The organism is Reyranella sp. (assembly GCF_965279465.1).
Taxonomy (GTDB): Bacteria; Pseudomonadota; Alphaproteobacteria; order Reyranellales; family Reyranellaceae; genus Reyranella.
Map to the genome: position 1 here is coordinate 3,803,294 of NZ_OZ257242.1, position 25,760 is coordinate 3,829,053.

The 25,760-nt window shown below is 64.5% G+C and carries 26 protein-coding genes; 13 read left to right on the forward strand and 13 right to left on the reverse strand.

Going from position 1 to position 25,760, the window contains the following annotated elements; translation table 11 throughout:
• Positions 1-18 precede the first annotated feature (18 nt).
• Together ACQY8M_RS18625 and ACQY8M_RS18630 are read right to left on the reverse strand one after the other, a co-directional pair.
• Complete coding sequence (locus ACQY8M_RS18625) at positions 19-912, reverse strand: phytanoyl-CoA dioxygenase family protein (RefSeq protein WP_428674908.1); 894 nt, start codon at positions 910-912, stop codon at positions 19-21.
• A 41-nt stretch (positions 913-953) separates the two neighbouring features.
• Positions 954-1,676 (reverse strand): helix-turn-helix domain-containing protein, encoded by a 723-nt coding sequence (locus tag ACQY8M_RS18630; RefSeq protein WP_428674910.1) that lies wholly within the window; start codon positions 1,674-1,676, stop codon positions 954-956.
• Positions 1,677-1,778: 102 nt separating this feature from the next.
• On the opposite strand from ACQY8M_RS18630, the gene ACQY8M_RS18635 reads away from it, so the two are divergent.
• From ACQY8M_RS18635 to ACQY8M_RS18675, 9 genes are all read left to right on the forward strand, one after another.
• The gene (locus ACQY8M_RS18635) at positions 1,779-2,747 is read left to right on the forward strand and encodes a Bug family tripartite tricarboxylate transporter substrate binding protein (RefSeq protein WP_428674912.1); all 969 of its coding nucleotides are present in this window, start codon (positions 1,779-1,781) and stop codon (positions 2,745-2,747) included.
• A gap of 9 nt (positions 2,748-2,756) precedes the next feature.
• On the forward strand, positions 2,757-3,641 hold the full coding sequence (locus ACQY8M_RS18640; protein ID WP_428674914.1) for a TauD/TfdA dioxygenase family protein: 885 nt from the start codon (positions 2,757-2,759) through the stop codon (positions 3,639-3,641).
• Between the two features lie 125 nt (positions 3,642-3,766).
• Entirely contained in the window at positions 3,767-4,414 is a 648-nt protein-coding gene (locus tag ACQY8M_RS18645; RefSeq protein WP_428674916.1) for an HAD family hydrolase, read from the forward strand.
• Positions 4,411-5,835 carry a flavin monoamine oxidase family protein gene (locus ACQY8M_RS18650; RefSeq protein ID WP_428674918.1) on the forward strand — a complete coding sequence of 475 codons (1,425 nt, stop codon included), beginning with the start codon at positions 4,411-4,413 and terminating at the stop codon, positions 5,833-5,835. Before ACQY8M_RS18645 ends, ACQY8M_RS18650 begins: the two co-directional genes overlap by 4 nt.
• Positions 5,836-5,956: 121 nt before the next feature.
• Complete coding sequence (locus ACQY8M_RS18655) at positions 5,957-6,169, forward strand: HIG1 domain-containing protein (protein WP_428674920.1); 213 nt, start codon at positions 5,957-5,959, stop codon at positions 6,167-6,169.
• Positions 6,170-6,172: 3 nt separating this feature from the next.
• Positions 6,173-6,760: a cob(I)yrinic acid a,c-diamide adenosyltransferase gene (locus tag ACQY8M_RS18660; RefSeq protein WP_428674922.1), complete on the forward strand. Its 588-nt coding sequence runs from the start codon at positions 6,173-6,175 to the stop codon at positions 6,758-6,760.
• Between the two features lie 169 nt (positions 6,761-6,929).
• Positions 6,930-7,679 carry an electron transfer flavoprotein subunit beta/FixA family protein gene (locus ACQY8M_RS18665; RefSeq protein ID WP_428674924.1) on the forward strand — a complete coding sequence of 250 codons (750 nt, stop codon included), beginning with the start codon at positions 6,930-6,932 and terminating at the stop codon, positions 7,677-7,679.
• Positions 7,680-7,681: 2 nt separating this feature from the next.
• The gene (locus ACQY8M_RS18670) at positions 7,682-8,617 is read left to right on the forward strand and encodes an electron transfer flavoprotein subunit alpha/FixB family protein (protein ID WP_428674926.1); all 936 of its coding nucleotides are present in this window, start codon (positions 7,682-7,684) and stop codon (positions 8,615-8,617) included.
• 16 nt (positions 8,618-8,633) lie between these two features.
• Entirely contained in the window at positions 8,634-9,506 is an 873-nt protein-coding gene (locus ACQY8M_RS18675; RefSeq protein WP_428674928.1) for a 3-hydroxybutyryl-CoA dehydrogenase, read from the forward strand.
• Positions 9,507-9,663: 157 nt separating this feature from the next.
• On the opposite strand, the gene ACQY8M_RS18680 is transcribed toward ACQY8M_RS18675, so the two are convergent.
• The 3 genes from ACQY8M_RS18680 to nadA are packed head-to-tail and all read right to left on the reverse strand — an operon-like array spanning position 9,664 to position 12,658.
• Complete coding sequence (locus tag ACQY8M_RS18680; RefSeq protein ID WP_428674930.1) at positions 9,664-10,767, reverse strand: amidohydrolase family protein; 1,104 nt, start codon at positions 10,765-10,767, stop codon at positions 9,664-9,666.
• Between the two features lie 45 nt (positions 10,768-10,812).
• Positions 10,813-11,664, reverse strand: a complete 852-nt coding sequence (nadC, locus tag ACQY8M_RS18685) for a carboxylating nicotinate-nucleotide diphosphorylase (protein ID WP_428674932.1) — start codon at positions 11,662-11,664, stop codon at positions 10,813-10,815.
• Position 11,665: 1 nt separating this feature from the next.
• Positions 11,666-12,658 carry a quinolinate synthase NadA gene (gene nadA, locus ACQY8M_RS18690; protein ID WP_428674934.1) on the reverse strand — a complete coding sequence of 331 codons (993 nt, stop codon included), beginning with the start codon at positions 12,656-12,658 and terminating at the stop codon, positions 11,666-11,668.
• Between the two features lie 351 nt (positions 12,659-13,009).
• Here nadA and ACQY8M_RS18695 point away from each other — a divergent pair, with 351 nt between their 5' ends.
• Entirely contained in the window at positions 13,010-14,908 is a 1,899-nt protein-coding gene (locus tag ACQY8M_RS18695; RefSeq protein WP_428674936.1) for an ABC transporter substrate-binding protein, read from the forward strand.
• Between the two features lie 69 nt (positions 14,909-14,977).
• On the opposite strand, the gene ACQY8M_RS18700 is transcribed toward ACQY8M_RS18695, so the two are convergent.
• Together ACQY8M_RS18700 and ACQY8M_RS18705 are read right to left on the reverse strand one after the other, a co-directional pair.
• Positions 14,978-15,367, reverse strand: coding sequence for a hypothetical protein (locus ACQY8M_RS18700; RefSeq protein WP_428674938.1), 390 nt, complete (start codon positions 15,365-15,367; stop codon positions 14,978-14,980).
• A 163-nt stretch (positions 15,368-15,530) separates the two neighbouring features.
• Entirely contained in the window at positions 15,531-16,430 is a 900-nt protein-coding gene (locus tag ACQY8M_RS18705; protein ID WP_428674940.1) for an NUDIX hydrolase, read from the reverse strand.
• Positions 16,431-16,461: 31 nt separating this feature from the next.
• On the opposite strand from ACQY8M_RS18705, the gene ACQY8M_RS18710 reads away from it, so the two are divergent.
• Complete coding sequence (locus ACQY8M_RS18710; RefSeq protein ID WP_428674942.1) at positions 16,462-17,937, forward strand: M81 family metallopeptidase; 1,476 nt, start codon at positions 16,462-16,464, stop codon at positions 17,935-17,937.
• 28 nt (positions 17,938-17,965) lie between these two features.
• Here the strand turns inward: ACQY8M_RS18710 and ACQY8M_RS18715 are convergent, their stop codons facing one another.
• Positions 17,966-18,397, reverse strand: a complete 432-nt coding sequence (locus ACQY8M_RS18715) for a YqaA family protein (protein ID WP_428674944.1) — start codon at positions 18,395-18,397, stop codon at positions 17,966-17,968.
• 16 nt (positions 18,398-18,413) lie between these two features.
• Positions 18,414-19,154 (reverse strand): maleate cis-trans isomerase family protein, encoded by a 741-nt coding sequence (locus ACQY8M_RS18720; RefSeq protein WP_428674946.1) that lies wholly within the window; start codon positions 19,152-19,154, stop codon positions 18,414-18,416.
• Positions 19,155-19,209: 55 nt separating this feature from the next.
• On the opposite strand from ACQY8M_RS18720, the gene ACQY8M_RS18725 reads away from it, so the two are divergent.
• Together ACQY8M_RS18725 and ACQY8M_RS18730 are read left to right on the forward strand one after the other, a co-directional pair.
• Positions 19,210-19,650: a VOC family protein gene (locus ACQY8M_RS18725; protein WP_428674948.1), complete on the forward strand. Its 441-nt coding sequence runs from the start codon at positions 19,210-19,212 to the stop codon at positions 19,648-19,650.
• Between the two features lie 69 nt (positions 19,651-19,719).
• Complete coding sequence (locus tag ACQY8M_RS18730; protein ID WP_428674950.1) at positions 19,720-21,225, forward strand: flavin-containing monooxygenase; 1,506 nt, start codon at positions 19,720-19,722, stop codon at positions 21,223-21,225.
• A gap of 84 nt (positions 21,226-21,309) precedes the next feature.
• Here the strand turns inward: ACQY8M_RS18730 and ACQY8M_RS18735 are convergent, their stop codons facing one another.
• The 4 genes from ACQY8M_RS18735 to ACQY8M_RS18750 all read right to left on the reverse strand — a co-directional run bounded on the left by ACQY8M_RS18735 (position 21,310) and on the right by ACQY8M_RS18750 (position 25,758).
• Positions 21,310-21,726: a hypothetical protein gene (locus ACQY8M_RS18735; protein WP_428674952.1), complete on the reverse strand. Its 417-nt coding sequence runs from the start codon at positions 21,724-21,726 to the stop codon at positions 21,310-21,312.
• A gap of 59 nt (positions 21,727-21,785) precedes the next feature.
• Positions 21,786-22,244 carry a hypothetical protein gene (locus ACQY8M_RS18740; protein WP_428674954.1) on the reverse strand — a complete coding sequence of 153 codons (459 nt, stop codon included), beginning with the start codon at positions 22,242-22,244 and terminating at the stop codon, positions 21,786-21,788.
• Positions 22,245-22,873: 629 nt separating this feature from the next.
• Entirely contained in the window at positions 22,874-24,307 is a 1,434-nt protein-coding gene (locus ACQY8M_RS18745; protein ID WP_428674956.1) for a hypothetical protein, read from the reverse strand.
• A 116-nt stretch (positions 24,308-24,423) separates the two neighbouring features.
• Positions 24,424-25,758 (reverse strand): Rieske 2Fe-2S domain-containing protein, encoded by a 1,335-nt coding sequence (locus ACQY8M_RS18750; protein WP_428674958.1) that lies wholly within the window; start codon positions 25,756-25,758, stop codon positions 24,424-24,426.
• Between the last annotated feature and the right edge of the window lie 2 nt (positions 25,759-25,760).

Below are 25,760 nucleotides of genomic sequence, written 5' to 3' on the forward strand. Positions count from 1 at the left end.
GGAGGAGGATGAGGCTTCTCAATACGGCGTCGCGTCGTTGTTCTTATGGGCCCACACCGGCTTGTAGCCGCCGCGCCAATCGGGCGGCATCTCGACCGGGCGGGTGTCGAAGCTGGCGAACCGCGCCGGCCGTCCCCGCACGATGTCACCCTGATGCGGGCTCGGGATCGGGCTTGGCGTGTAGGGGAAGGAATCGGCGGAGGAATAGACGGGCAGCAGCAGGGGACGCGCGGCTTCGGCCTTGTTGGGCGCCGATCCGTGGACGGTCCGGCAGTTCAGCAGCAGGGTCGTGCCCGGCCCGCCCGTGATGCGCCGGATCCGATCCTCGGTGAGCCATCCCAGATCGCGGTCGGGGATCTTCACCACGTAGTTGCCGGCGTCGTCATACATCGAGAAGAGCGGTCCCTCGTGGCTGCCCGCTGCGATGGTGAGCGGACCCTGATCGTCCGTGCATCCGTCGATGTAGATGCCGATGGTGACGGGGCTGAAATCGGTGTGTGGCCATGCGGGGATGTCCTGGTGCCAGCTGAAGCCCCGGCTGCCCTTGCCGGACTTCACGTTGAGCTTGGCGTGATGGAACATCACGTCCGGCCCGACCACGTCGGCGGCGAGATCGGTCATGACCGGTTCGGCCATGAATCTCCAGAAGATCGGATGCTGGTCCTGCGGGCTGGCCACGCGATGGAGCCTCGGCGAGTCGGCGGAGTGACCCTCCTCGAGCACGTAGATGCTGTCGGTTTCCGTCTTGCTGCGGCTGCGATCGAGCAGCTCGGCCATCGCCGCGCGCAACTGGACGAGCCAGTGCTCCGGAACGTAGTTGGGCAGCGCTACGAAACCGTTGGCGAAGAACGCGTGGCGTTGCGCTTCGGTCAGCACAGTCGCCGGATGTTTCAATACATCCTGTGGCTTCATCGGCTTTCCTCCATTGCTTTTGCTCTTGGCATCGATTGTGCCTAGCGGTCGGCGTCGATAGCAATGGCTGCAGCGAGCGCACTCAACGGTGCTCCATATCGCCTGCCGGCTTCTTCTTCTGTCAGCGCCGAGCGGATGAAGCGCATCGACAGGCAGCCCATGACCCGCTCGCCCTTGCGGATGGCGACGCCGATTCCCTGTAGCCGGCCGGAGCGTGGCAGGACGGTGAAGGCGTAGCCGTCTCGCCTGATGCGGGCGAAGGCCGCCGTGAGCTTTGCATCCTGGCGCACACCGAGATCGCGCAGCACCGCGCGACGCTCCTCGGCCGAGCAGAAGGCGAGCCAGGCGCGGCCGAGGGCGCTCGAGAGGACCGGGCTGCGGCGCTGCAACGCCGCGCGTTCGAACGACATCGGGCTTTCCGCCGCCGTCGAATGGCGGATCGTCATGGCGCGGTTGCTGATCGTGCCGAGATAGAGCGGCCAGCCGTATTCGCGCGTGAACCGGCTCATGTGCGGCGCGGCAGCGTCGATCAGGTGGTCGACGAAACGGATGCCCTGGGCGAGGCCCAGCACCTTGTCGGTGAGGCGGTAGCCGATGTCTCGCGACACGCGGGTCGCGTAGCCCAGCTCGACCAGGGTCTGGAGCAGGCGCACGACGGTGGGGCGGGGCAGGCTGGTCTCCGCCGCTAGGGCCGCGATCGTCCCCTGCGGCCGGCGGCTCAGAGCCTCCATGACGGCGAAGCTGCGGCTGACGGGTTCGATCATGGCCGGAAAAGCTATTCCGTAATACGGATTTTGTCGATGTCGACCGCGCAATCCGCCGGCTCGAGGGCTATGGTCACGGCAAGCAAGGATATTCGAGGAAACATGTTCGCCCGGCGCCAGTTCGTGAGGACCGCAGCGGCCGCGATCGTCGCGGCCCCCGCGATCTCGCATGCCCAGAAATTCCCCTCCGGTCGCGTCACCCTCGTCGTCCCGTTTCCGGCCGGCGCCGCGACGGATATCGGAGCGCGTGTCTATGCCGAGGCGCTGTCGGCACTGTGGGGCCAGCCGGTCGTGGTCGACAACAAGGGCGGCGGCAACGGTATCCCGGCCGCCGAGGCCGTGGCGCGTTCAAAGCCGGACGGCCTGACGATCTTCGCGACATCGGCGATGACCCAGATCGTCAATCCGGCGATCTACGACAAGCTGCCATACGATCCAATCGAGAGCTTCGAGGCGATCACGCGGCTTGGCACCTCGCCCTTCGTGCTGCTGGTCGACAGGAGCAGCCCGATCAATTCCGCTGCCGAGCTGACGGCAAAGCTCAAGGCCGAGCCGGGCCGGCACAACTACGGCGCCGGCGCCTTGCCCGCGCGAGTCGCGTCGGAACTCTACAAGGCGGCGGCCGGTGTCGAGGCGGTCTATGTCGGCTACAAGAGCAATCCACAGGCGATCCCCGACGTGCAGAGCGGCCTGCTCACCTTCATGATGATCGACACGGTGAACGCCAAGCTCGGGATCGAGCGCGGCGCGCTCAAGGGCCTGTTCGTGACCGACACCACGCGTTACCCGCCGCTGCAGGATGTGCCTACGGCGGCGGAGGCTGGTCTTCCCGATGTCCTGTTGACGACCTGGACGGGCCTCTACGCGCCCAAGGGCACGCCGCGCGAGGTCGTCGAGAAGATCAATACCGATGTCCGCGCCGTGGCCGCGAAACCTGACGTCCTCGCCCGGCTCGAGACGATGGGCACGGTACCCAAGCTGATGAGTCCCGACGAGTTCGCTGCCTTCACGCGCTCCGAGAAGGAACGCTGGGGCAAGATCATCCACCGCGCCAACATCAAGGTCGAATAGGAGACCGCCATGCAAGGATCGTTGAGAGGCAACGCCGGCCCCCGTATCCGTCCCGTCGCCGACGAGAGCGCGCCCTTCGAGACCATCAGCGTCGACAAGATGACGCCGATCATCGGCGCCGAGATCGCCGGCATCGATCTCAGCCAGCCGCTGTCGAACCGCCAGCAGGACGAGGTCCATCGCGCGCTTGCCGAGAACAGCGTGATCTTCTTCCGCGACCAGCACATCACGCTCGACCAGCACGCCGCCTTCGGCCGGCTGTTCGGCGACCTGCATGTCCATCCCGCTGCGCCGCACGAGCCGGGCCGGCCGGAGATGATGATCATCCATGCCGACAAGGATTCGCCGCGCGCCAACGGCGAGGGCTGGCACTCCGACGTGAGCTGCGACATCGAGCCGCCGATGGGCAGCATCCTCTACATCAAGAAGTGCCCGCCCAAGGGCGGCGACACGCTGTTCGCCTCGATGTATGCCGCCTACGACGCCCTGTCGGACCGCATGAAGACGTACCTGGAGGGCCTCACCGCCATCCACGATGGCGAATCGGTCTATCGCGGCCTCTACAAGAACTACGGCGTGGTGGACAAGGAGACGTATCCGCGTGCCGAGCATCCGGTGGTGCGCACCCATCCCGTGACCCGCAAGAAGGCCCTCTATGTCAACCGCGGCTTCACCCGCGGCCTGGTCGGGGTGCCGCGCGACGAGAGCGACGGCATCCTGAATTATCTCTACCAGCACATGGAGAACCCGCTCTTCCAGTGCCGCTTCCGCTGGCAGGAAAACTCGATCGCTTTCTGGGACAACCGCTGCGTCCAGCATCGCGCCATGTGGGACTACTGGCCGCATACGCGCAGCGGAAACAGGGTGACGGTCGCGGGCGACCGGCCGTTCTGAGGCTTTCCCCCTCCCGGCCTCCCCCGTACGACGGGGGAGGTGTAAGAGGGACTGCCTCCCCCGTCGTACGGGGGGGGGGTGCCCGAGGGGCAGAGGGGGAAAGCCCCAGAAAGACAGAGTCGACGTTGCTGGTTATCTTCGATTGCGACGGCGTCCTGGTCGACAGTGAGCCGTTGGCCAACGCGAGCTTCTCCCGCGCCTTGAAGGCGCAAGGCCTCGACTGGTCGGTCGAGGAGACGATGCGGCGCCTGATGGGGCTGTCGCTGAAATCGTCTTTCGAGATTGTCGAGGAGGAGCTCGGCCGCAAGCTGCCGGACGACTTCCTCGAGAAGATGCAGGCGGTCACCTACCAGAGCTTCCGCGACGCGCCGTTGCAGCCGGTACTTGGCGTGAAGGAGGCGGTTCTTGCGTTGCAGGCAGACGGGCTGGCGACCTGCGTGGCGAGCTCGGGCTCGCCGGAGAAGATGCGCTTCACGCTCGGCCTGACCGGCCTGTGGGACCTGTTCGACGGCCGGATCTTCAGCTCGAGCCAGGTGCCGCGCGGCAAGCCGTTCCCCGACCTGTTCCTGCATGCCGCGATCTCGATGGACGTGCAGCCGTTCGACTGCGTCGTCGTCGAGGATTCGGTGCCCGGCATCCGGGCGGCACGGCTGGCGGGCATGCGCGCCCTCGCCTATGCCGGGGCGCCTTATGCTAATCGCGATGCGTTGGGGGCTGCCGGCGGTTTCCTGTTCAGCGACATGAAGCAGTTGCCCGAACTGGTGCGGGAATGACCGCCACCGGGTCCTGGTCGATGGGCGCGAGCAAAGCCGAGCATGTCGTCGTCGTGGGCGCCGGCATGGCGGGGCTCGTCGCCGCGCGGCTGCTGCACGATTCGGGCTTCAGGGTCACCGTGCTCGAGGCGCGGCCTCGCATCGGGGGCCGCACCTGGACCGACGGTTCGCTCGGCGCGCCGCTCGATCTCGGCGGCTCGTGGATCCATGGGGTCGACGGCAATCCGCTCGCGCTGTGGTGCGACAAGCTCGGCGTCCAGCTGGTCGAATCGCAGGGCGACCGCCTGCTGATCGACGAGCGCGCGAAGGTCAAGACACGCGAGGGCCAGCGCAAGCGCGCGATCCTCGGCCGCGCCGCGTTCAACACCGCGATGGCGTGGGCGAGCTGGAAGAGCAAGGCGCTGACCCTGTCGAAGGGGCCGCGCTCCATCTCGGTCAAGGAAGCGGTCGATCCCCTGCTGCATGCGTCATGGCTGCCGGAAATCGACAGGCTGGTGATCGCGACCTTCGTCGAAGGCAGCGAAGGCGTGCAGGGTGCGCCTTACGACGCCGTTTCGGCGGAGGAGTGGTGGCCGACGGAAGGGCTCGAGCGCAACGCCCAGCCTAAGGGCGGCTACGCCTCGCTCGTCGACGATGCCGCGCGCCAGCTCTCCATCTGGCGCAGCGCGCCCGTCGAGCGCGTTGCCTGGAACGATCGTGGCGTCACCGCGATCCTGAAGGGCGGCGCGACGATCGAGGCCGACCGGGCCGTGATCGCCGTGCCGCTCGGCCTGCTGCGCGCAGGCCTGCCGACGCTCGATCCGTTGCCGCCCGAGGAGCAGCAGAAGGCGCTCGGCCGCATCGGCTACGGCGCCGGCATCCTGGGCAAGATCTACCTGCGTTTCCCGCATCGCTTCTGGCCGGAACAGCCGAAGTGGTTCGGCCGCCTGCCCGACAGTCCCGACCGGCGCGGCACCTTCAACACCTGGGTGAGCCATGTCGGCGAGACGGGGTTACCGATCCTGCTGAGCTTCGCCAACGGCGCCACCGCTGCGCGGCTCGACCGCTCGGCGAGCGACGAGGAGGTGAAGGACGTCGCCATGTCGTCGCTGCGCAAGATGTTTGGCAACGGCATTCCCGAGCCCGAAGGCATGCTCTATCCGCGCTGGTTGTCCGACCCCTGGTCGCAGGGCGGCTATTCCTATCCCGGCCTCGGCAGCACGTCGGAAGATCGCGAGGCCTATGCCCGGCCACTCGGCAATCGCGTCTTCTTCGCCGGTGAGGCGACCGAGCCGGTCGAGTACGGGACCGTCCATGCCGCCCTGTGGTCGGGCGAGCAGACGGCGGAAGCGCTGTTCCGGGCGGCTACCGGCGTGCAGCCCTCGCGCGACATGCGACCCTGGGCCAAGGCCCGGCTGGGCGCCGGCCGCCATAATGGTTGATCGGCCGCTGGGAGCGCGGCTCTCCAGAGCCGCTCTTCTTTCTATTGGCCCATTCCACCTATCGGACCATATCTCATGAGCGGCTCTGGAGAGCCGCGCTCCCAGCTGTCAGGGTGAAGAGATGATCCTCGCCAACAAGATCTTCTTCGTGCTGGTGATCGTGTCGGGCCTGTCGACGCTCGGCGTGCTGTTCGCCGGTCTGGTCAGCATGGCCCGAGGGCCGACCAACAGCCTCGAACGGGCGCGCGGCAGCAACAAGCTGATGTGGTGGAGGGTGCGCCTGCAGTTGCTGACGCTCGTCTTCATCCTGCTGTGGTGGATGACGAAAGGCTGATCCATGGTCACATTGACTCGCATTTACACCCGGGGCGGCGACAAGGGCGAAACCTCGCTCGGACGCGGCGAAAGGGTGGCCAAGCACGATCCCCGGGTCGAGGCCTACGGCACCGTCGACGAGGCCAACTCGGTGCTCGGCCTCGCCCGCGCCGCGATCGAGCGTACGGTGAAGAACGACGCATTGCGCGGTCATGTCGACGACATGCTGAAGCGCATCCAGAACGACTTGTTCGACCTCGGCGCCGACCTCTGCACCATCGAGGGCAAGGCGGGCGAGCAGGCGCTGCGTATCGTGCCGTCTCAGACCGAGCGGCTGGAGCGGGAAATCGACGCCATGAACGGCGAGCTCTCGCCGCTCACGTCGTTCATCCTGCCCGGCGGCAGCGAGGCGGCGGCCTGGCTGCATCTCGGGCGCACCGTCGCGCGCCGCGCCGAGCGCGATATGACCGCCCTCGCCACCCAACAACCCGTCAGTCCCGAAGCGATCAAATACATCAACCGCCTGTCCGACCATCTGTTCGTTCTGGCCCGCAAGCTCAACGACAATGGCGGGTCGGACGTTTTGTGGGTTCCAGGCGGGAGTCGTTGATTCGCAAGGGCTGCGCCATCTAATCCCTTGAAACAACTGCTAAATCGCTTCCGCCCTGCAATTTTGTGCAGTGCGCCATAGCCTTGACATGGTCGGCTGAACGACCCTACACGAATTTCCCTTCGCCGGACGGGAGGTCCGGCCGCAACTCACCTATAGGCGCAACGCGATGAAAGTGCTGGTCGCGGTCAAGCGGGTCATCGACTACAACGTCAAAATCCGCGTCAAGGCCGATAACACGGGCGTCGAGACGGCGAACGTCAAGATGTCCATGAACCCCTTCGATGAGATCGCCGTGGAAGAGGCGATCCGCATGCGGGAGAAGGGCGCCGCGACCGAAGTCATCGTCTTTTCCGCCGGCCCGGCCCAGTGCCAGGAGACGATCCGCACCGCCCTCGCCATGGGCGCCGACCGCGGCGTGCTGGTGCAGACCGACGCCGAGCTCCAGCCGCTGGCCGTCGCCAAGCTGATGAAGGCGGTGGTCGACAAGGAGCAGCCGGGTCTGGTGATCGTCGGCAAGCAGGCGATCGACGATGATTCGAACGCCACCGGCCAGATGCTGGCCGCGTTGCTCGGCTGGTCGCAGGGCACCTTCGCCAACAAGCTGAACGTCGCCGACGGCTCGATCGAGGTGAAGCGCGAGGTCGACGGCGGCCTCGAGAACATCAAGCTCAAGATGCCGGCGGTGATCACCACCGACCTGCGCCTCAACGAGCCGCGCTACGCCTCGCTGCCCAACATCATGAAGGCGAAGAAGAAGCCGATCGAGACGCTGACACCCGACGCGCTGAGCGTCGACGTCGCGCCGCGGCTGAAGACCCTCAAGGTCGAGGAGCCGCCCAAGCGCAAGGGGGGCGTCAAGGTGAAGACCGTCGCCGAGTTGGTCGACAAGCTGAAGAACGAAGCGGGAGTGATCTGACCATGCCGGTTCTCGTTGTCGCCGCACATGACGGCAAGACCGTCCGCGCCAATGTCGCCAATGCCGTCGCCGCCGCGACGCAGATCGACCCCGATGTGCACGTGCTGGTCGCCGGCCAGAACGCCGGCGATGCCGCCAAGTCGGCCGCCGCGCTGCAAGGCGTGACCAAGGTGCTGCAGGCCGAGGATGCGGCCTACGCCAATTGGCTGGCTGAGGACGTCGCCCCGTTGGTCGTCAAGCTGGCGCCGGGCTACAGCCACATCGTCATGGCCGCCGACTCGGTAGGCAAGAACATTGCCCCGCGCGCCGCCGCGCTGCTGGATGTCGGCCAGGTCTCCGAGGCCATCAAGATCGTCTCGCCCGACACCTTCGTGCGCCCGATCTATGCGGGCAATGCGATGGCCACCGTCCAGACGGCCGACAAGATCAAGGTCGTCACCATCCGTCCGACCAACTTCAAGGCGGTCGGCGGCGGCGGATCGGCGGCGATCGAGCAGATCGGCGGCGAGGGCGCCAAGGGCCTCTCTTCCTATGTCGGCGCCGAGCTCTCCAAGAGCGAACGGCCCGAGCTTACCAGCGCCAAGATTGTCGTGTCCGGTGGCCGCGGCCTCGCCAGCGGCGAGAACTTCAAGATCCTCGAGACGCTGGCCGACAAGCTCGGCGCCGGCCTGGGCGCCAGCCGCGCCGCGGTCGATGCCGGCTACGTGCCAAACGACTACCAGGTCGGGCAGACCGGCAAGGTCGTGGCGCCGGACCTTTACATTGCGGTCGGCATCTCCGGCGCGATCCAGCATCTCGCCGGGATGAAGGACAGCAAGACCATCGTGGCGATCAACAAGGACGAGGAGGCGCCGATCTTCCAGGTGGCCGACTACGGTATCGTGGGCGACCTGTTCCAGATCGTGCCCGAACTGACGGCCGCGGTGGAAAAGAAGTAGGACCGGAGGTCCAATCATGATTAAGCGCATCGGCGTCATCGGCGCCGGCCAGATGGGCAGCGGCATCGCGCACGTCTGCGCGCTCAAGGGCTTCGGCATCCGCCTGATGGATGTCGACCAGCCGCGCATCAACTCGGGCGTCGAGAATATCGGCCGCAACATGGATCGCCAGATCGGTCGCGGCATGATCCGGCCGGAGGACAAGGACGCCGCGCTGCGGCGCATCGAGACCGGCACCGACTACAAGCAGTTCGCCGATTGCGACCTGGTGGTCGAGGCGGCGACCGAGAACGAGTCGGTGAAGCGCGAAATCTTCAAGAAGCTGTGCGACGGCCTGCCGCCCAACGTGCTGCTGGCCACCAACACCTCGTCGATCTCGGTCACCCGGCTCGCGTCGGTGACCGACCGGCCCGGCAAGTTCATGGGCATGCACTTCATGAACCCGGTGCCGCTGATGGGCCTGGTCGAGCTGATCCGCGGCATTGCCACCGAGGAGGAGACCTTCCGCACGGTGCGCGAGGTCGTCATCAAGCTCGACAAGAAGCCGGTCAATGCCGAGGACTTCCCCGCCTTTATCGTCAACCGCATCCTGCTGCCGATGATCAACGAGGCGGTCTACGCGCTGTACGAGGGCGTCGGCAACGTCGAGGCGATCGACACCGGCATGAAGCTCGGCGCCAACCATCCGATGGGCCCGCTCGAGCTGGCCGACTTCATCGGCCTCGATACCTGCCTGTCGGTGATGCAGGTGCTGCACGAGGGACTGGCCGATTCCAAGTACCGGCCGTGCCCGCTGCTGGTGAAGTATGTCGAGGCCGGCTGGGTCGGCAAGAAAGTGAAGCGCGGCTTCTACGACTATTCGGGCGAGCGCCCGGTCCCGACGCGCTGAGCGCCGCTCGCGATCCCACTTGGAATCCCTCCCCCGTAATAGGGGGAGGTTCAGCGTCTTGCGCTGACGGAGGGGGAAGGCGGCAAGGACGGTGCGTCACGCCCCCTCCGTCGCCATATGACGGCGCCACTTCCCCCGAAGACGGTTGAGGGAAGTTTCAGTTGCCGAGAAACCGTTTCGCCGTCCGCCAGCGCACGCCGTCGGCCAGTGCCGGATCGAGCGCTGCGAGATGTGCCTCGAGGTCGGTAACGGCGCCGGGATAGGTGCAGTCGTAGTGGGGGTAGTCGGCGCCCCAGAACACGCAGCGGTCGACGCCGAGTTCCTTGAGTCGCGGCAGGCGGTGGGCCTCGTCCGATTCGATCGAGATGAAGCACTGCTCGCGGAACAGCTCGGTCGGCTTGCGCTTCATCCACGGCACGTGCTGGTGCATGGACTCGAAATGCCCGTCGAGCCGGTCGAGCCAGTATTCCAGCCAGCCCAGCCCCGATTCGAGGAAGGCGACGCGCAGGGTCGGGTGGCGCTCGAGCACGCCACCGCCTACGATGTCGAGCATCGCCGCCATCTGCTCGAACGGATGGCAGATCATGTGGCTGAAGAAGAGATTGTCATAGCGGCCGGTGGCAAAGCTCGGCATCAGCGCGCCGAAGCTGCCATGGACCGCGGCGAACAGGCCGTTGCCCGACACCCTCTCCCAGAACGGCTTCAGCGAGTCGTCGTACAGCGCGAGCCCGTTGTAGCGCTCCGGGCGGAAGCACGCGCCTTTCAGCCCGAGCTTCGCGATATGCTCGACCTCGCGTGCCGCCGCCTCGACATCCTGCAACGGCACGATGCCGACCGCGGCGAGCTTGCCGCGTCCGTCGCGGCACATGTCCGCGATCCACTCGTTGTAGCCGTGGCAGCAGGCGGCAGCGACCGTGGGATCCTCGATATCGCCGGCGATCAGGTAGAGCGAGGGATAGAGCAGGGAACTCTCGATGCCTTCCTCGTCCAGCACCTTCGCGCGCGCGCCGCCGTCGTAGGAGCCGGGAAGAATATCGTCCCAGCTCGGCACACTGTTCGGATCGTCCATGCCCCACGGCACGCAGGCCGCCGCGGGCCGGAGGTTGCGGCGGATGCGGCCATTGATCGAGATCCAGTCGCGCCCGTCGGCGTCGCGCTCGACGCGGATCGCATCGGCGCGGTGGCGCTTTTCGATGTAGTCGTTCCACACCGCCGGCGGCTCGCAGATATGACCATCGGCGTCGATGACCCTGTTTGCCACGCATTCCCTCCATCGTTCTTCTGAACGAAGGATAGGACCGTCCGTCTAGTGCCGCCAGTCGAGCCCGATGTCGAGCACCGACGCGCTGTGCGTCAGCCAGCCGGCGGAGATGAGATCGACGCCCGCAGCGGCGATGGCCGGCGCGGTGGCCGGGGTGATGCGGCCCGACGCCTCGGCGACGGCGCGGCCGTCGATCATCCGCACCGCCTCGGCCAGCAGGTTCGGGCCCATGTTGTCGAGCAGCACGGCGTCGACACCGGTCGCCATCGCCTTCTCGAGCTGGTCGAGCGAATCGACCTCGACCTCGATCTTGACCAGGTGGCCGACGCCGGCTCGCGCCGCCTCGATCGCTTCGCGCACGCCGCCCGCCGCGGCGACGTGGTTGTCCTTGATCAGCACGGCATCGTCGAGACCGAAGCGATGGTTGACGCCGCCGCCGACGCGCACGGCGTATTTCTGCACGGCGCGCAAGCCGGGCATCGTCTTGCGCGTGCAGCAGATGCGCGCCTTGTGGCCCTTCACTGCCTCGACCAAGGTCCCGGTCGCGCTCGCCACGCCGCTGAGATGGCCGAGGAAATTGAGCGCCACGCGCTCGGCCGTCAGCATGCCGCGGGTCGGACCGGACAGCGTCGCGATGCGGTCGCCCGGCGCGACTCGCGTGCCGTCCGGCCGATCGACCGTGATCGAGAGGGCGGGCTCGATCAGCCGAAAGGCCATCGCAGCGAGACCGAGCCCCGCCACGATGCCCGGCTGGCGGGCCACCAGGGCGGTCTCGGCCCGTGCCGATGCCGGCACGATCGCATCCGTCGTCACGTCGCCGGCGCGACCGAGATCCTCGAGCAGCGCGGCGCGGACGAGCGGTTCGATCATCAGGGCGGGAAGGGGAGGGACGGTCATCTCATGCCTCCAGCATGCGCTCGACAGCCCGGCGCGCCGGACCCGCCACCGCAGGATCGATCGTCACCTCGTGCTGCATCGTCTCCAGCGCCCGGCGGATCCTGGGCAGAGTGATCCGCTTCATGTGCGGGCAGAGATTGCACGGGCGAATGAATTCGATCTCCGGATGCTGGACGGCGACATTGTCGCTCATCGAGCATTCGGTCATCAGCGCCACCCTACGGGGCCGCTCACGGCCCACGTAGTCGATCATCGCCGCCGTCGAGCCCGCGAAGTCGGCTTCGTCCACGACCTCGGGCGGACATTCGGGATGGGCGAGCACGACCAGGCCGGGATGCCCTGAGCGGAGCTGCTGGACGTCCCGCGCGCTGAACCGCTCGTGCACCTCGCAGTGGCCGGCCCAGGTGATGATCTCGACGCCGGTCTCGCGCGCCACGTTCTGGGCCAGATACTCGTCCGGGAGCATGATCACCTTGGGCACGCCGAGGCTCTCGACGATCTTCTTTGCATTGCCCGAGGTGCAGCAGATGTCGCTCTCGGCCTTCACCGCCGCTGAGGTGTTCACGTAGGTCACGATCGGAACGCCGGGATGGCGCCGCCGCAGCGCGCGGACGTCGGCGGCGGTGATCGATTCGGCCAGCGAGCAGCCGGCGCGCAGGTCGGGGATCAGGACGCGCTTGGATGGATTGAGCAGCTTGGCCGTCTCAGCCATGAAGTGCACGCCTGCAAGCACGATCACCGCCGCGTCCGTCTTCATCGCCTCGCGGGCGAGCGCGAGGCTGTCGCCCACGATGTCGGCGACGCAGTGGAAGATCTCCGGCGTCTGGTAGTTGTGCGCGAGGATCACGGCGTCGCGCTCCCGCTTCAGTGCCAGGATGGCATCGATGTCGCCGGCGAAGGCCGGCCATTCGATCGACGGGATCACGCTTCTGACACGCTCGTAGAGCGGTGCGGTACGGGCCATCAGGTCCGGGGAAAACTGCGATAGGGACATTGTCGCCTCATATACTCATGATGAGCATTTTGGTTATGCTATTTACGAGCATATTAGGCGTCAAGCGGTAATCGACGAGGAGGTTGGGATGGATCTGCCGGGCCGGACGATCGTTCCCCGCGTCAGTATTCCGCACCATCGCGTTGTGGCCCTCATAATGTCACGCTCGGGGTGTACGAAGTACGCGTCGGGTGTAGTCTTCACCGGTCTTCAGCGGATGCGTAATGGAAGGCCAGCATCCGCGTGGATTCAGAGGGGACATCTGGGATGTCGGCTGATCCCTTGCAGGGGCGATCGTCCGGCTAAGCCGGCAGCAACGACTGCCGGTAGGATCAAACGGTGAGGCTGGCGATGAAAAGACGTGTCCTGACGCAGGTGCTGTTAATGGGCTTGGTGGGGCCGCGGGCCCTTGCCGCAGATCCGCTGCCGAAGATGCAGGAGACGCCGAGCCTGGTGGATCGAGTGAAGTCGGGCGCATTGCCGCCGGTCGACAAGCGCATTCCCCAGCAGCCCCTGGTCGTCGAGCGGTTCGCGGGCGGCGACGGTCCGGGCAAGCCCGGCGGCCAGCTCAACATGTTGATCTCGGGTTCCCGCGACACCCGTCTGATGACAATCTACAGCTACACCAGATTGATCGTCTACAATGACAAGTTCGAGTTGCACCCCGACATCCTCGAGAGCTTCGAGGCCAAGGAGAGTCGCGAATTCACTCTGAAGCTGCGCGCCGGCCACAAATGGTCGGATGGCCACCCCTTCACCACCGAGGACTTCCGATTCTTCTGGGAGGATATCGCCAACAACAGCGAGCTTTCGCCTGTCGGTCCATCGGTCGAGCTTCTCGTCGACGGCCAGCCGCCCAAGGTCGAGATCATCGACGAGCGGACGATCCGCTACAGCTGGGCCAAGCCCAATCCCCATTTCATCGAAAGCCAGGCACGCGCCGCGCCCCTCTTCCTGTTCCGGCCGGCGCACTACCTCAAGACGCTTCACGGCAAGTACACGCCCGAGGAAGAGATCCTGAAGGTTCACAAGGGCAGCCGCTGGGCCAACGTCTTCCGGCGCCAGGATGCAATGTACGGCAACAGCAACGTCGACCTGCCGACGCTCAACCCGTGGGTCCTCACCACGGTCCCGCCGGCCCAGCGCTTCGTCTTCGCGCGCAATCCCTACTATCACCGTATCGACCAGAAGGGACAGCAGCTGCCCTACATCGACGACGTGATCATGACCGTGGTGGCGGCCAACCTGGTCCCCGCCAAGGCGGGCCTCGGCGAGGCGGACCTGCAGTCGCGCTATCTCAACATGCGCGACTACACCTTCCTGCAGAAGAGCGCCAAGCAGTCGGGAGTCAAAGTCTATCTCTGGGAGTCCGGCTCCGGCTCGCAACTCGCGCTCTACCCCAACCTGAACGCGAGCGATGAGCAATGGCGCAAGCTGATGCGCGACGTCCGGTTCCGCCGGGCGCTGTCCCTGGCGATCGACCGTGAGGAACTCAACGAGTCCGTCTATCTCGGCCTGGCCAAGCCCTCCAACAACACGGTCATGCGGCGCTCGGAGCTGTTCAAGCCCGAGTACGCGACCAAGTGGGCGACATACGATCCGAAGCTCGCGAACCAGCTTCTCGACGAGGCTGGCCTGAGCAAGCGCGGCTCCGACGGCATCCGCCTGCTGCCCGACGGGAGACCGGCAACCATCGTGGTCGAGCATCAGAGCGAGGAAACCGAGGACACGGATGCCCTGACGCTGATCGGCGAGTGCTGGAAGAAGGTCGGCATCAAGATGCTGATCAAGCCGCAGACGCTGGAGAATTTCCGGATGAGGGCCTTCTCGGGTGAGGCGATCATGACGGCCTATGCCGGGTTCGTGACGGCCGTGCCGACGGTCGATACCAGCCCCCGGGAGTTTGCGCCCACCATGCAGGGCGGCCTGCAGTGGCCCCGCTGGGGCATGTATGTGGAATCCAAAGGTAAGCAGGGCGAGCAATGCGACCTGCCCTCGGCCTGCAAGCTGATGGACTACCTGAAGGAGTGGGAAACCTCGACCAACCCCGCGGTGCGCCGCAAGGCCTGGGACGAGATCCTCACCACCAATGCCGACGAGGTGTTCAGCATCGGCACGGTGAACGGGATTCGCCAGCCCATCGTCGTTGGACCGAAGATCCGCAACGTTCCAAAGGAAGGGTATCACGCCTGGGATCCGGGCGGATATATCGGGCTCTACCAGCCCGATACGTTCTGGGTCAGCCGATAGGGTGACCACCGGGGTGCGCACCTAGCTGGTGCGCATTGTCCGGTGGTCACTCGGAAAGGAATATGGGTCTCAGTTTGTGGGAAATACGGGCACACTGCTCGGAGTGAGCTTACCCTCGAAAAGGCAGTAGCCGTCGAGCATGATCGTCGAGGCGCCCGGCTTCACGGAGCCGACGACATCCATCTTGTTGCCGCCACCGACAATGGCCGTTGTCTTGAACTTCATGTCGGCGCCCAGCGTTGCCTTGAAGTTGCGCTCCGTGCGGCCTTCCTGCAGGAAGCGTCCCTTCACATCCGTTCCGTCGACAGTGACTTCGATGGTCATCTTGTAGGTCGGGCACTTGCCGCTTCCGGGCACATTCAGGCCATAACCCGTCCACGTATAGATCGCGGGCGCGGCCAGCGCCGGTCCGGCAAGAAGGGCGGCGGCCAGGGTCGCTACAGCTAGCTTTTTCAGCATCGACATTCCCCAACGGAAGGAAAGAAACGGTTCTTGCCGGCTGCCATACTGGCACATCGTTCGGCCGGCTCGCCAATTCTAGCCATTTTTTCCGTCGATACGAAGGCACAGTCCGGGCGATTTGGGGCGCCGTACTGCTCCCGGCCTCACGCCTGGTGTGGTGTCAGGTCGGACGCGACAGGGGGAGCTTGCTGCCGCCGACGGCGCGCTCGAGCAGCACGGATTGCTGAAAGCGGAAGAGCTTGGCCGGCCGGCCGCCGGTTTCCGATGAGATCGCGCCGGTCTCCTCGACCAGGCCCTGTTGGTCGATCAGGCGCCGGAAATTCTGCTTGTGCAGGTTCTGTCCGGCGAGCGCCTCGACCGCGCGCTGCAGCTGCAGCAGGGTGAATTGCGGCGGCATCAGCTCGAACACCACCGGCCGGTATTTGATCTTGGCGCGGAGCCGGGCGATGCCGGTGGCGAGAATGCGCCGGTGATCGTGGCGCATCGGCATGCCGGTCATCGGATCCGCCGTGGGCTTGCCGGCTTCGGCGATGAGTCCCGCTTCGTACAGCAGCTCGTAGCGCTGCAGCACGAGCTCTTCGTTCCAGGGCCCCTTGCCGTCGCCGAAATTAGCCTCGACCCTATCCCGCCGTTCGCGCGTGTCGGCCCATTTCGCGAGTTGTGGCACGATTGATTGACGGAGCAGGGAAGGGGCTCCGGTCCGCCAGTCCTCCCAGGGGAAATAGCGGTACCAGTTGCGCCATTCGGGATCTCGCGCACCCGCCGACAGCCGTTCACGGGTCAGCCCGAGATAGCTGATCGATACGACGCGCGCCTCCGCACCGACGCGGTTGCGATCGGCGAATGTGTAGAGCTGCTCGACGTAGCCCAACGGGTGATGTGTCTGGCGTTCGACCCAGGCGCGCACGCCGGCCTGCAGGGTGGGATGTTCCGATTCGAAGGGACCGGAGGGCAGCAGCGCGCCGTCCTCGAGGGTCAGGACCAGCGGCTGGTTGGCGGTCAGCGCGACCAGGACGGCGTTGAGCTCGATGACGACAGGGCTGGTGGCCGGCGACTTCATTCGTCGGCCAGTATGCCTCAAACTGCGGGCCATGACCCGCCAGCCGATCCGCATCGCCGTCCTGAACTTCGCCCACGAGACAGTGACCTTCCTGCCGAACGACACCACGTACGAGGATTTCATCTACCAGGGCTCGCCGGCCCGCGGTGAAGCGCTGCTCGCGTGGGAGCCGCGCTCCTACATGGGCGGCTTCGTGAAGGTCGCGCGCGAGCACGAGGGCGTAGAGCTGGTCGGCATCGAATCGCCGCTCTGGCCCAAGACAGGTACCGGCTCGGGCTGGATCACGACCGAGGCTTACGAAACGTTCCTCGGCCGCATGGTCGCCGAGCTGAAGGCCGGTGGGAAATGGGACGGCGTCTATCTCGCCCTTCATGGCGCGATGGGCGTGCGCGGCGTGCCCCGGCCCGAGGCCGACATCGCGCGCCGGGTGCGCGAGGTCGTGGGAAGCGGGGCGTTCATCGTCGGCACGTTCGATCCGCACGGCAACGAGGACGAGGCGTTCCTGGCCGCCGCGGACATGGCCTTCTGCGTAAAGTACTTCCCGCACTACGATGCCTACCTGCAGGGCGAGCGCGCGGCACGCATGCTGATCCGCGCCATCCGCGGCGATTATGCGCCCGCGACCGTCACGGTGAAGGTGCCGATCCTCACCGCCACGGTGCTGCAATGGACCGGCGCGTCGCCGTGGATGGACCTGGTTCAGCGTGCGCTCACCTGGGAGGCGCGCGAGCCGGACCTCTACATCAATGTCTTCTTCGGCTTTCCCTTCGCCGACGTGCCGGATGTCGGCCTGACCGTCGAGGCGATGAGCAACGGCAAGCCCGAGCTGGCGCGCAAGGCCGCCGACGACATCGCCCGGTGGGCGTGGCGCCGTCGCCAGGCGCTGCTCGACACGGCCAAGGTCTATCCGGTCCCACAGGGCGTGACGCTCGCCAAGGAGGCGGTCGCGCGCGGCGCGTGGCCGGTCGTGCTCGCCGATCACAGTGACCGTTCGGGCTCGGCGACGTGGATCTTGCAGCAGGTGATCGAGCAGGACCTGTCGGACACGCTGATCGCGACCATCGCCGACCGCGACGCGATCGAGAGGGTGAAGGCCGAGAGTCTGAAAGCGGGCGATCGGTTCGACATGGAGGTTGGCGGCCGCGCCGACGAATCTGCCGGCGCGCCGGTCCGCGTGACGGGCACGATCACGGGCGTGGTCGAGGCTTGGGGCAAGCTCTGGGTCGGCGTCGCATTCGGGCACGGAAACGTCGTCCTGTTGAGCGAGTATCTGACCCAGATCATGGACCCGGCGGAGCTCAATTTTCCGATCGACCAGTTCAAGGTCTTTGCCATCAAGTCGCGCGTGCACTTCCGCCGCGGCTTCGACGATTCGGGCTTCGCCAAGACCATCCTGCTGGTCGAGCCGATCGAGCCGTTCCTCGGCACCGTCCGCCTCGACGCGCTGCCCTACCGGAATGTCGACGTGAAGAATTTCTATCCCTACGGCGACGTGAGATTTCCGTAGAGCCCTGCCGAACGAATCGACGAAAAGACTACGAAAACCACCGCGCGACGCCGATCACTGCGAGGTAGCGTCCGACCTTTGCGACGGTTACGAAGAGCAGGAAGACCGCCAGACGTTCGCGCAGCACGCCAGCGACGATCGTGAGCGGATCGCCGACCAGCGGCATCCAGCTCAGCAAGAGCGACCATCGTCCATAGCGATGGTACCAGCCCCGCGCCCGGGCCAACGTGCCTTCAGGAAACCACCGGTGATTGCTGCCGTATCGCTCGATCGCACGGCCCAGCAGCCAGTTGATCGTCGAGCCAAGAACGTTGCCCGTGCTCGCCGCTGCGAGAAGCAGCCATGGCGAGTAGTCCGCGAGCAGCAGGCTGACCAGCACCGTCTCGGAAGGCACAGGCAGGATGGTCGCGGCACCCAGGGAAAACAGGAAGAGTCCGCCATAGGCGATCAGGTCGTCCACGACGGAATGTCAGCGTTCAATGCCGTTCGAAGAGCCTGCCACAGCCTGGGATTTGGTCGTCGATCCCCGCGAGCCGTAACGCGTGCCACAGCGTCGCCTGTGTCGAGGTGATCACCGGCTTGCCGAGCGCCTGTTCGAGGCGGTCGATCACGGTGTGCGAGCGCGTGTTGAGGCAGGTCATGATGAGGCCGTCCGCCCGCTCGTCGAAGCCGCGCATGCCCAGCTCGAACAGCGTGTCGGGCTCTGGCTCGGCGAGAGCGAAGCCGTCGGCAATGCCGAGGCAGGCCCCGCCCACGACCGTCAGGCCGGCGCCGGCAAAGTAGCGATGCTCGGCCTCGTCGACCTCCCTGGTGTAGGGCGAGACGATGCTGACGGTCGCAATGCCCAGCGTCTTCGCGGCCGTCAGGATGGCGTGCGCGGCAGTGGTCGACGGCACCTTGTACGTCTCCTCCATCTCGGTGCGCAGATGGGCGTCGTAGGCAAGCCCCTGCACGATCGACGAGGCGGTGCAGCCGTAGGCGATGGCGTCGGGGAAGATGCTGGAGAGTTGCCGGATCGCCGCCTTTCCCTCGTTGCGGTCCATTTCGATGAAGGCGTCGGGCGTCATGGCTGGCGGGATGAACATGCGCGATGCGAAAATGCTCACGCCCTGGGGCACGACCTTTTGCGCCCAGGGTTCCATCACCGTATTGACGCTGGGCACCACGATGCCCAATCGTGCCCGTCGTCCGTCGCCGTTGAGCTGCCGTCTCGCCATGACGGCAGCATGCGGCTAGAATCGCTACAACATCAAGACATCCAAGGAAACAGCCATGGCGATCGAAATCCTGGAGATCCACCACACCGGCGTGCGCATCGACACCGGCGCGAAGAAGCTGTCCGACATGGAGCTGTTCTACAAGGACGTGCTCGGGCTCGAGCGTGACCAGAAGCGGCCGACCATCCCCGGCATTCCGGGCGCCTGGATCAATGTCGGCGAGGTCGGGCAGATCCACCTGATCGGCGGCGACCAGCCCTCGCCGGTCGCCAAGGGACCGGGCGAGGACCCGACCCGCCCGCACGTCGCCTTCGCGGTGAGGGACATCGTGGCGACCCGCAAGGAACTCGAGCGGATGGGCGTGCACTACTGGGTGATCGAGGGGCTCACGAGCCCGGACTCGACGCAGGTGTTCATGAACGATCCTTGCGGCAATATGGTCGAGCTGCACCAGTTCGACAAATGCCGCTGCCGCGCCGCCAACCGCGCGGCTTGATCTGGATCAAGGCCGCCGCGGAGGCGGCCTCGACACTGCCGTGACCGCGATCAGACGAAGGACGAGACAATGCCCGACAGCGTTACCGTGACCCAGCCGACAGCGGCGCAGAAGGTTGAGCATTTCGACGTGCTGATCGTCGGCGCCGGCATTTCCGGCGTGGGCGGTGCCTATCATCTGACCAGGCAGTGTCCCGGCACGAGCTTCGTCGTGCTCGAGACGCAGGAGAGCTTCGGCGGTACCTGGCTGACGCACAAATATCCCGGTATCCGCTCGGACAGCGATCTCTTCACCTTCGGCTACCGCTTCAAGCCGTGGACCGGTGCGCCGATCGCCACCGCCGAGGAGATCCTGCGCTACATGGGCGAGGTGATCGAGGAGAACGACCTCGCGCGCCACATCCGCTATCGCCACGGCATCTCGTCGGCCCGCTGGTCGGGCGTGGACAATCGTTGGACCATCGAGGGCACGCGCGCCGATACGGGCGAGGCCTTCCGGATGACCGCCAACTTCCTGTGGATGTGCCAGGGCTACTACCGTCATTCGGAGGGCTACACGCCGGAATGGCCGGGCATGGCCGGCTTCGAGGGTCGCATCGTCCATCCGCAGCGCTGGCCGGAGGATCTCGACTACAAGGGCAAGAAGGTCGTCGTGATCGGCTCGGGTGCGACAGCGGCAACGCTGGTGCCGGCCATCGCCGAGGACGTCGCGCATGTCACCATGCTGCAGCGGTCGCCGACCTTCTTCCGCGCCGCGCGCAACGCCGACGACCTGGCCGATACCCTGCGCCGGCTCGAGGTCGACGACAGCTGGATCCACGAGATCGTGCGCCGCAAGATCCTGCACGATCAGGATGTCTTCACCCGGCGTTCGTTCGAGGAGCCGGAGAAGGTGAAGAACGAGCTGCTGGCCGGCGTGCGCGCCCATCTCGGCCCGGACTTCGACATGGCGACGCACTTCACGCCGAGCTACCGGCCGTGGCGCCAGCGCATCGCCTTCGTGCCGGATGGCGACCTGTTCAAGGGTATCCGTTCGGGCAAGGCCTCGGTGGTGACCGACGAGATCGAGCGCTTCACGGCGACGGGCATTCACCTCAAGTCCGGCCAGGAGCTGGAAGCAGATATCGTGGTCACGGCCACGGGGTTCCATCTCAATGCACTGGGCGACATCGCCTTCGAGATCGACGGCAAGCCGCTCGACTTCGGCGACACCGTCACCTATCGCGGCATGATGTTCACCGGCGTGCCCAACATGGCTTGGGTGTTCGGCTATTTCCGCGCGAGCTGGACCTTGCGGTCCGACCTGGTCGCGGACTTCGTCTGCCGCCTGCTGAACCACATGAAGGCGCGGCAGGCGCGCCATGTCGAGGTGGCACTGCGGCCCGAGGACAAGGACATGCCGTTGCTGCCGTGGATCGACACCGAGAACTTCAATCCGGGATACATGCTGCGCGGCATGCACCTGCTTCCCAAGCGCGGCGACAAGCGCGAGTGGTCGCATACGCAGGATTACTGGCGCGAGAAGAACGAGCTGCCGGCGATCGACCTCGACGACAAGGCGTTCGTCTACAGCTGAGCTGGGAGCGCGGCTCTCCAGAGCCGCTCATGAGATGCTGCAGTCCGAAGAAGAGCGGGTCTGGAGACCCGCGCTCCCAGCAATCTACTCCGCGGCGCGCGCCGGTGCCGGACCCGGGTGCAGCGCTGCGGCGAGCCTGGTGTCGTAGACCTCGCGCCAGGCGCGCTGGTCGTCGCTGACGAAATAGCCGCTGCGGGCACCATGATAGACGCCGCCGTCCTCGACGCCGGGCGGTAGGGTGCCTTGGTCGCGCAGCGCGCGGGCGGCCATCAGGAGCCGCCGCCGCGTGCGGGTGATCATCTGGTCGGACGGGCCGAGATGCTCGAACGTGTGATCGACGATCGGCCCCATGCTCTCGGTGATCGCTTGGTCCTGCAGGTGGATGCCGTCGATGCCGCTGTAGATCTGGTTGGTGCGCTGCGCCTCGCGGTCCATGCCCCAGTCGTTGGCCTCGCTGTCGGCCATGCGCCAGCGGCCCAGCCAATCGGTCGTGTTGGGCAAGGGCTTGTTGCCGCGGCCGGTGGTCGTTAACAGTCTTAAAACTATCTGGCGCTGCGGGTCTAAGCGCCTCTGGGTGGCTCCACGAACGACAGAAACGCAGAGGCGGTAATGACGGCAATCGTTCCCTGCCAGCTCTTATAGAACTCAAGGCTTTCAAAAACACCGCCCAGTGCGTAGACGTAAACGATCAGAGCAGCCGTAGATACGAACACCTGCGTGTTGCTCGATATAGACCAAACACGCTTAAGAAATAGCCAGTTAAAAATCATGCACGCGATCAAAGCAAACAGCATCCAAAATACGCGCTCCGAACCGGCGTTTGTCGCAGATTTTAGAACTCCTTCGAGTGCCAAATAGAGACTAAGACTTTCTGCTGGAAAATACTTGATCAGCTTTTGATACCACTTGTCCCCACCATCGCCACCACCAGATGCTTCGCTTGTCTTGCTACCTAACTTGAAGCCGGATCGTGTCTCACTCTGTTTCGTTCTCTTTGGCTGAACATTGCGATCAATCACGAGTGGCCTCCAAGTTTCTTCCGTCGCCCAGTCGAGACGTCAGTCGCAGAAGGGATGCGTTCGCCGCTACTACGGCGTCATAATAAGGTAGCTTAAATTTTAGCAAGCTTGAGAGTAGTGTCCGGTAGTAGACAATGCAGACGTCAGTCGGCGTTTCAATTGTGGAGCCTAAAAGGCTGCAATTTGGAGCATGCCCTTTGAGATCGTTGGCCAAGCCGTCGGTATCGCACCCAGCCAACTCTATGATTCCACAATAGTCCTTTGGTACCATGCCAAGCAAATCTGCATCCCTTATCAGGCCGCCTCTGAGTTCCAATCTGCCCTCAAGATGATGCGTTATCAGTAGTAAGAAGCTATAGCGGCGGAGAATCACGGCTTGAAGTCCCTGCTTGGACGTGCATTCAAAGATCGACAGTCCATACTGTGATGCGAATGGCCGAAATGCGCGCTGAAACGGTCCGACCCAACGAGATCTGTACCGCAGATAGCTTATACCGGAAGCAAAATCGCCCCATAGACGGGACGATACGAAGTGAATGAAATTTACTGGCAAGCCTGTAACCAAAGCGCAGTCTTTACCTTCGAGTATGGTGAAAAGCGACTGTACCATTACCGGGAGATGCCTTGAGTTAGGGTGTGTATGTGACCGGTTCGATCGTGATCTTATCTTTGTGGAATTGCAGTTTAACAATGAAGCGACTTTGGCGTTTGCGATCGATATCCAACAGCAATTCAGTCAAACGGCGCTCGATCTGAACGACGCCAGGGTGAGATCGCCGAAACGCACGAATGTTAGGAGTTACGGCCGCGACCATTCGGTTGAGAATGGTGTCGGGCGAGCCTTCAAGCGCATCGGGTTGAAGCAAAAAAGTATGCACTTCTGAAGCAAGCTCAGAAACAACCGCTTCAGAATAGCTTAGGCTGGTGACCGAGCCGCGATTGGGAATTTCCTCCCTTATCTTCTTTCTGTCGTCTCGCTCAGCAGCGACTGGGATCGGACCACGACCTCCGCCGCCGCCGCTGGTCCCCCCTAGCACTTTCCCTCCGCCACCACCGGGGGGCTTCAAGAACGAAACGCGCCGCTGCCCATTCTTGTCCAGGGTAAGAGTGTCGATTGTGAGTTGAGCGGGGAGTACATCCTCGCCGAATAGCACCATTTGCCACTTGTTATTATCTGTGATTTGCAGAGTGGAAGCCACATAGGCCACCAATTCGTTCAGCTTGTCATTCCCGGTAAACGTCTTCGGCTGTTTCCCTGCTAGTATCACGACGTATTTTGCAGGCGCCGCCAGACGATCATTCCAACTGAAGAAGCCGGGGATTCTATAAACGATGACAAGTGGTGATTCCGGGGGGCCTCTGGCCGAATGCTTGATGCGGAAGTGGTCAAGATAGGTAATGGCCTGAGGTTCGTAGTCGTAGGTAGCTTTCGCTACGCCACCGTCAATGGGGAGCGAATCAACCAGTTGTTTGTCGTCGTTCAACTTGCCAACGTCATAAGCAGGTTGAGGAAGATCCCTCCGGAGATCCCAAATACCATATTGTTGGACCAGGGCGGCTAACGACTCAGCTTTAACGTTGGGGTCCTGTGCCAGGAACTCTGGCACTTTGGAATAGAATGGGTGGAGATCATCAATAGGATCATCTTTGCTTGGCGCGACAAGGCTAGGCGTACTAACGGAAAAGGTAAGCTGTTCACCAGAGAGATTATTCAATCTTAGAGACAAAAAGCTTCCCGTTCCCTGTATTGAAAGTTTCCGATCATCAAGTGCTTGTTGGAGGGACATCGAAGTGGCGCCGCCGAAGCTTACCTGAATTGACCCATAGTCGGTTGGAGCGGACGAGTAAAAGTCTATGGTCTTCGGAGTATGAAGAAACGAATCCACACACCTAGCGTTGATAGTATGCGTGCCACCGGGTCCAATCGTGAAATTCTGTGGCAGCAACAACATCCGTTGAATATCGGAAGGACCGTCGGCAAACGCGACGGTTGATAGACAATTTGCGCAAAGAATTGTCACGGCTGCAATGAGCATATTGAGGAACTTTGATGCCTGTTTCATGGCATTATCCCCCCGAAGCGTTCTTTGCTATGCACGATTAGAGAGTAGCTGCTTAAGAATTGCAACCTCTATTTTAGAATCATGAGCGGGTCTGGAGACCCGCGCTCCCAGCAAATCTACTCGGCGGCGCGCGCCGGTGCCGGACCCGGGTGCAGCGCCGCGGCGAGCCTGGTGTCGTAGACCTCGCGCCAGGCGCGCTGGTCGTCGCTGACGAAATAGCCGCTGCGGGCACCATGATAGACGGCGCCGTCCTCGACGCCGGGCGGTAGGGTGCCTTGGTCGCGCAGGGCGCGTGCCGCCATCAACAGCCGACGCCGCGTGCGGGTGATCATCTGGTCGGACGGGCCGAGATGCTCGAACGTGTGATCGACGATCGGCCCCATGCTCTCGGTGATCGCCTGGTCCTGCAGGTGGATGCCATCGATGCCGCTGTAGATCTGGTTGGTGCGCTGCGCCTCGCGGTCCATGCCCCAGTCGTTGGCCTCGCTGTCGGCCATGCGCCAGCGCCCCAGCCAGTCGGTCGTGTTGGGCAGCAGCTTGTTGCCGCGGCCCGTGCCACCCACCGGCGTGCCGTCCTTGTAGGCCGGCTGCGGCAGGCTGTTCGCGGCCCGCGCGCGCTTCCACCAAATGAAGACGTACATCGTGTGGTTATCGTCGAGCGGCACCCAGGCGCGGCCGTGCGCGTGGCTGTCGAACTCGCCGTTCGGTGCTTGCGTCCAGAACGGAAAGAGGAAGTTGGCGAAGCGCCAGTAGGTCCGTCCGGCGCCAGCCGAGCGGTAGCCGGCATATTGCGTGCCCCACGGCGCGTCGGCGACATGGAACTCGGGTGCCCGGTTGGTCACCGTGAAATAGAACGGCTCGCTCTCGTCGAGCCGGGCCGGATCGGCGTGGCCGCCGTGCAGGTAGCCGAAATGCGCGGTGTCGATCTCGCCTTCGATCGCCTGCAGGTAATTGCAATCGCGCTGGATCATGCCGACGTTGATCTCGGCATCGGGCGCGTCGAGAATCTGCAGCGCGGGCAGGGGCGGCGCCTCGGCGCGCGCACCCATATAGACCCAGACGAGGCCGGCGCGTTCGATGGAGCGGTAGGCCTTTGCTTTCACCTTGTGCTTGAAATCCTGCTGCGGCGGCACGCTCGGCATGTCGATGCACTGGCCCGAGGTGTCGAACTTCCAGCCGTGATAGAGGCAGCGGATGCCGCCTTCCTCGTTGCGGCCGAGGAACAACGACGCGCAGCGGTGCGGGCAACGATGATCCATGACGCCGATCCGGCCGTCGCTGTCGCGGAAGGCGATCAGCTTCTCTCCCAGCAGCATGAACCGCACCGGCGGGCCGTCGCGCTCGATCTCCGACGACTTCAGCGCCGGCATCCAGTATTCCCGCATCAGCCCGCCCATCGGCGTGCCGGGTCCGACGCGGGTGAGCTCGGCGCCTTCGCTCGCAGTGGTCATGG

Excerpts from the sequence above, each read along its gene's own strand:
- ACQY8M_RS18625 (WP_428674908.1), bottom strand. The coding sequence starts at position 912 with ATGAAGCCACAGGATGTATTGAAACATCCGGCGACTGTGCTGACCGAA.
- ACQY8M_RS18630 (WP_428674910.1), bottom strand. The coding sequence starts at position 1,676 with ATGATCGAACCCGTCAGCCGCAGCTTCGCCGTCATGGAGGCTCTGAGC.
- ACQY8M_RS18635 (WP_428674912.1), top strand. The coding sequence starts at position 1,779 with ATGTTCGCCCGGCGCCAGTTCGTGAGGACCGCAGCGGCCGCGATCGTC.
- ACQY8M_RS18640 (WP_428674914.1), top strand. The coding sequence starts at position 2,757 with ATGCAAGGATCGTTGAGAGGCAACGCCGGCCCCCGTATCCGTCCCGTC.
- ACQY8M_RS18650 (WP_428674918.1), top strand. The coding sequence starts at position 4,411 with ATGACCGCCACCGGGTCCTGGTCGATGGGCGCGAGCAAAGCCGAGCAT.
- ACQY8M_RS18655 (WP_428674920.1), top strand. The coding sequence starts at position 5,957 with ATGATCCTCGCCAACAAGATCTTCTTCGTGCTGGTGATCGTGTCGGGC.
- ACQY8M_RS18660 (WP_428674922.1), top strand. The coding sequence starts at position 6,173 with ATGGTCACATTGACTCGCATTTACACCCGGGGCGGCGACAAGGGCGAA.
- ACQY8M_RS18665 (WP_428674924.1), top strand. The coding sequence starts at position 6,930 with ATGAAAGTGCTGGTCGCGGTCAAGCGGGTCATCGACTACAACGTCAAA.
- ACQY8M_RS18670 (WP_428674926.1), top strand. The coding sequence starts at position 7,682 with ATGCCGGTTCTCGTTGTCGCCGCACATGACGGCAAGACCGTCCGCGCC.
- ACQY8M_RS18675 (WP_428674928.1), top strand. The coding sequence starts at position 8,634 with ATGATTAAGCGCATCGGCGTCATCGGCGCCGGCCAGATGGGCAGCGGC.
- nadC (WP_428674932.1), bottom strand. The coding sequence starts at position 11,664 with ATGACCGTCCCTCCCCTTCCCGCCCTGATGATCGAACCGCTCGTCCGC.
- nadA (WP_428674934.1), bottom strand. The coding sequence starts at position 12,658 with ATGTCCCTATCGCAGTTTTCCCCGGACCTGATGGCCCGTACCGCACCG.
- ACQY8M_RS18695 (WP_428674936.1), top strand. The coding sequence starts at position 13,010 with ATGAAAAGACGTGTCCTGACGCAGGTGCTGTTAATGGGCTTGGTGGGG.
- ACQY8M_RS18700 (WP_428674938.1), bottom strand. The coding sequence starts at position 15,367 with ATGCTGAAAAAGCTAGCTGTAGCGACCCTGGCCGCCGCCCTTCTTGCC.
- ACQY8M_RS18705 (WP_428674940.1), bottom strand. The coding sequence starts at position 16,430 with ATGAAGTCGCCGGCCACCAGCCCTGTCGTCATCGAGCTCAACGCCGTC.
- ACQY8M_RS18710 (WP_428674942.1), top strand. The coding sequence starts at position 16,462 with ATGACCCGCCAGCCGATCCGCATCGCCGTCCTGAACTTCGCCCACGAG.
- ACQY8M_RS18720 (WP_428674946.1), bottom strand. The coding sequence starts at position 19,154 with ATGGCGAGACGGCAGCTCAACGGCGACGGACGACGGGCACGATTGGGC.
- ACQY8M_RS18725 (WP_428674948.1), top strand. The coding sequence starts at position 19,210 with ATGGCGATCGAAATCCTGGAGATCCACCACACCGGCGTGCGCATCGAC.
- ACQY8M_RS18730 (WP_428674950.1), top strand. The coding sequence starts at position 19,720 with ATGCCCGACAGCGTTACCGTGACCCAGCCGACAGCGGCGCAGAAGGTT.
- ACQY8M_RS18745 (WP_428674956.1), bottom strand. The coding sequence starts at position 24,307 with ATGAAACAGGCATCAAAGTTCCTCAATATGCTCATTGCAGCCGTGACA.
- ACQY8M_RS18750 (WP_428674958.1), bottom strand. The coding sequence starts at position 25,758 with ATGACCACTGCGAGCGAAGGCGCCGAGCTCACCCGCGTCGGACCCGGC.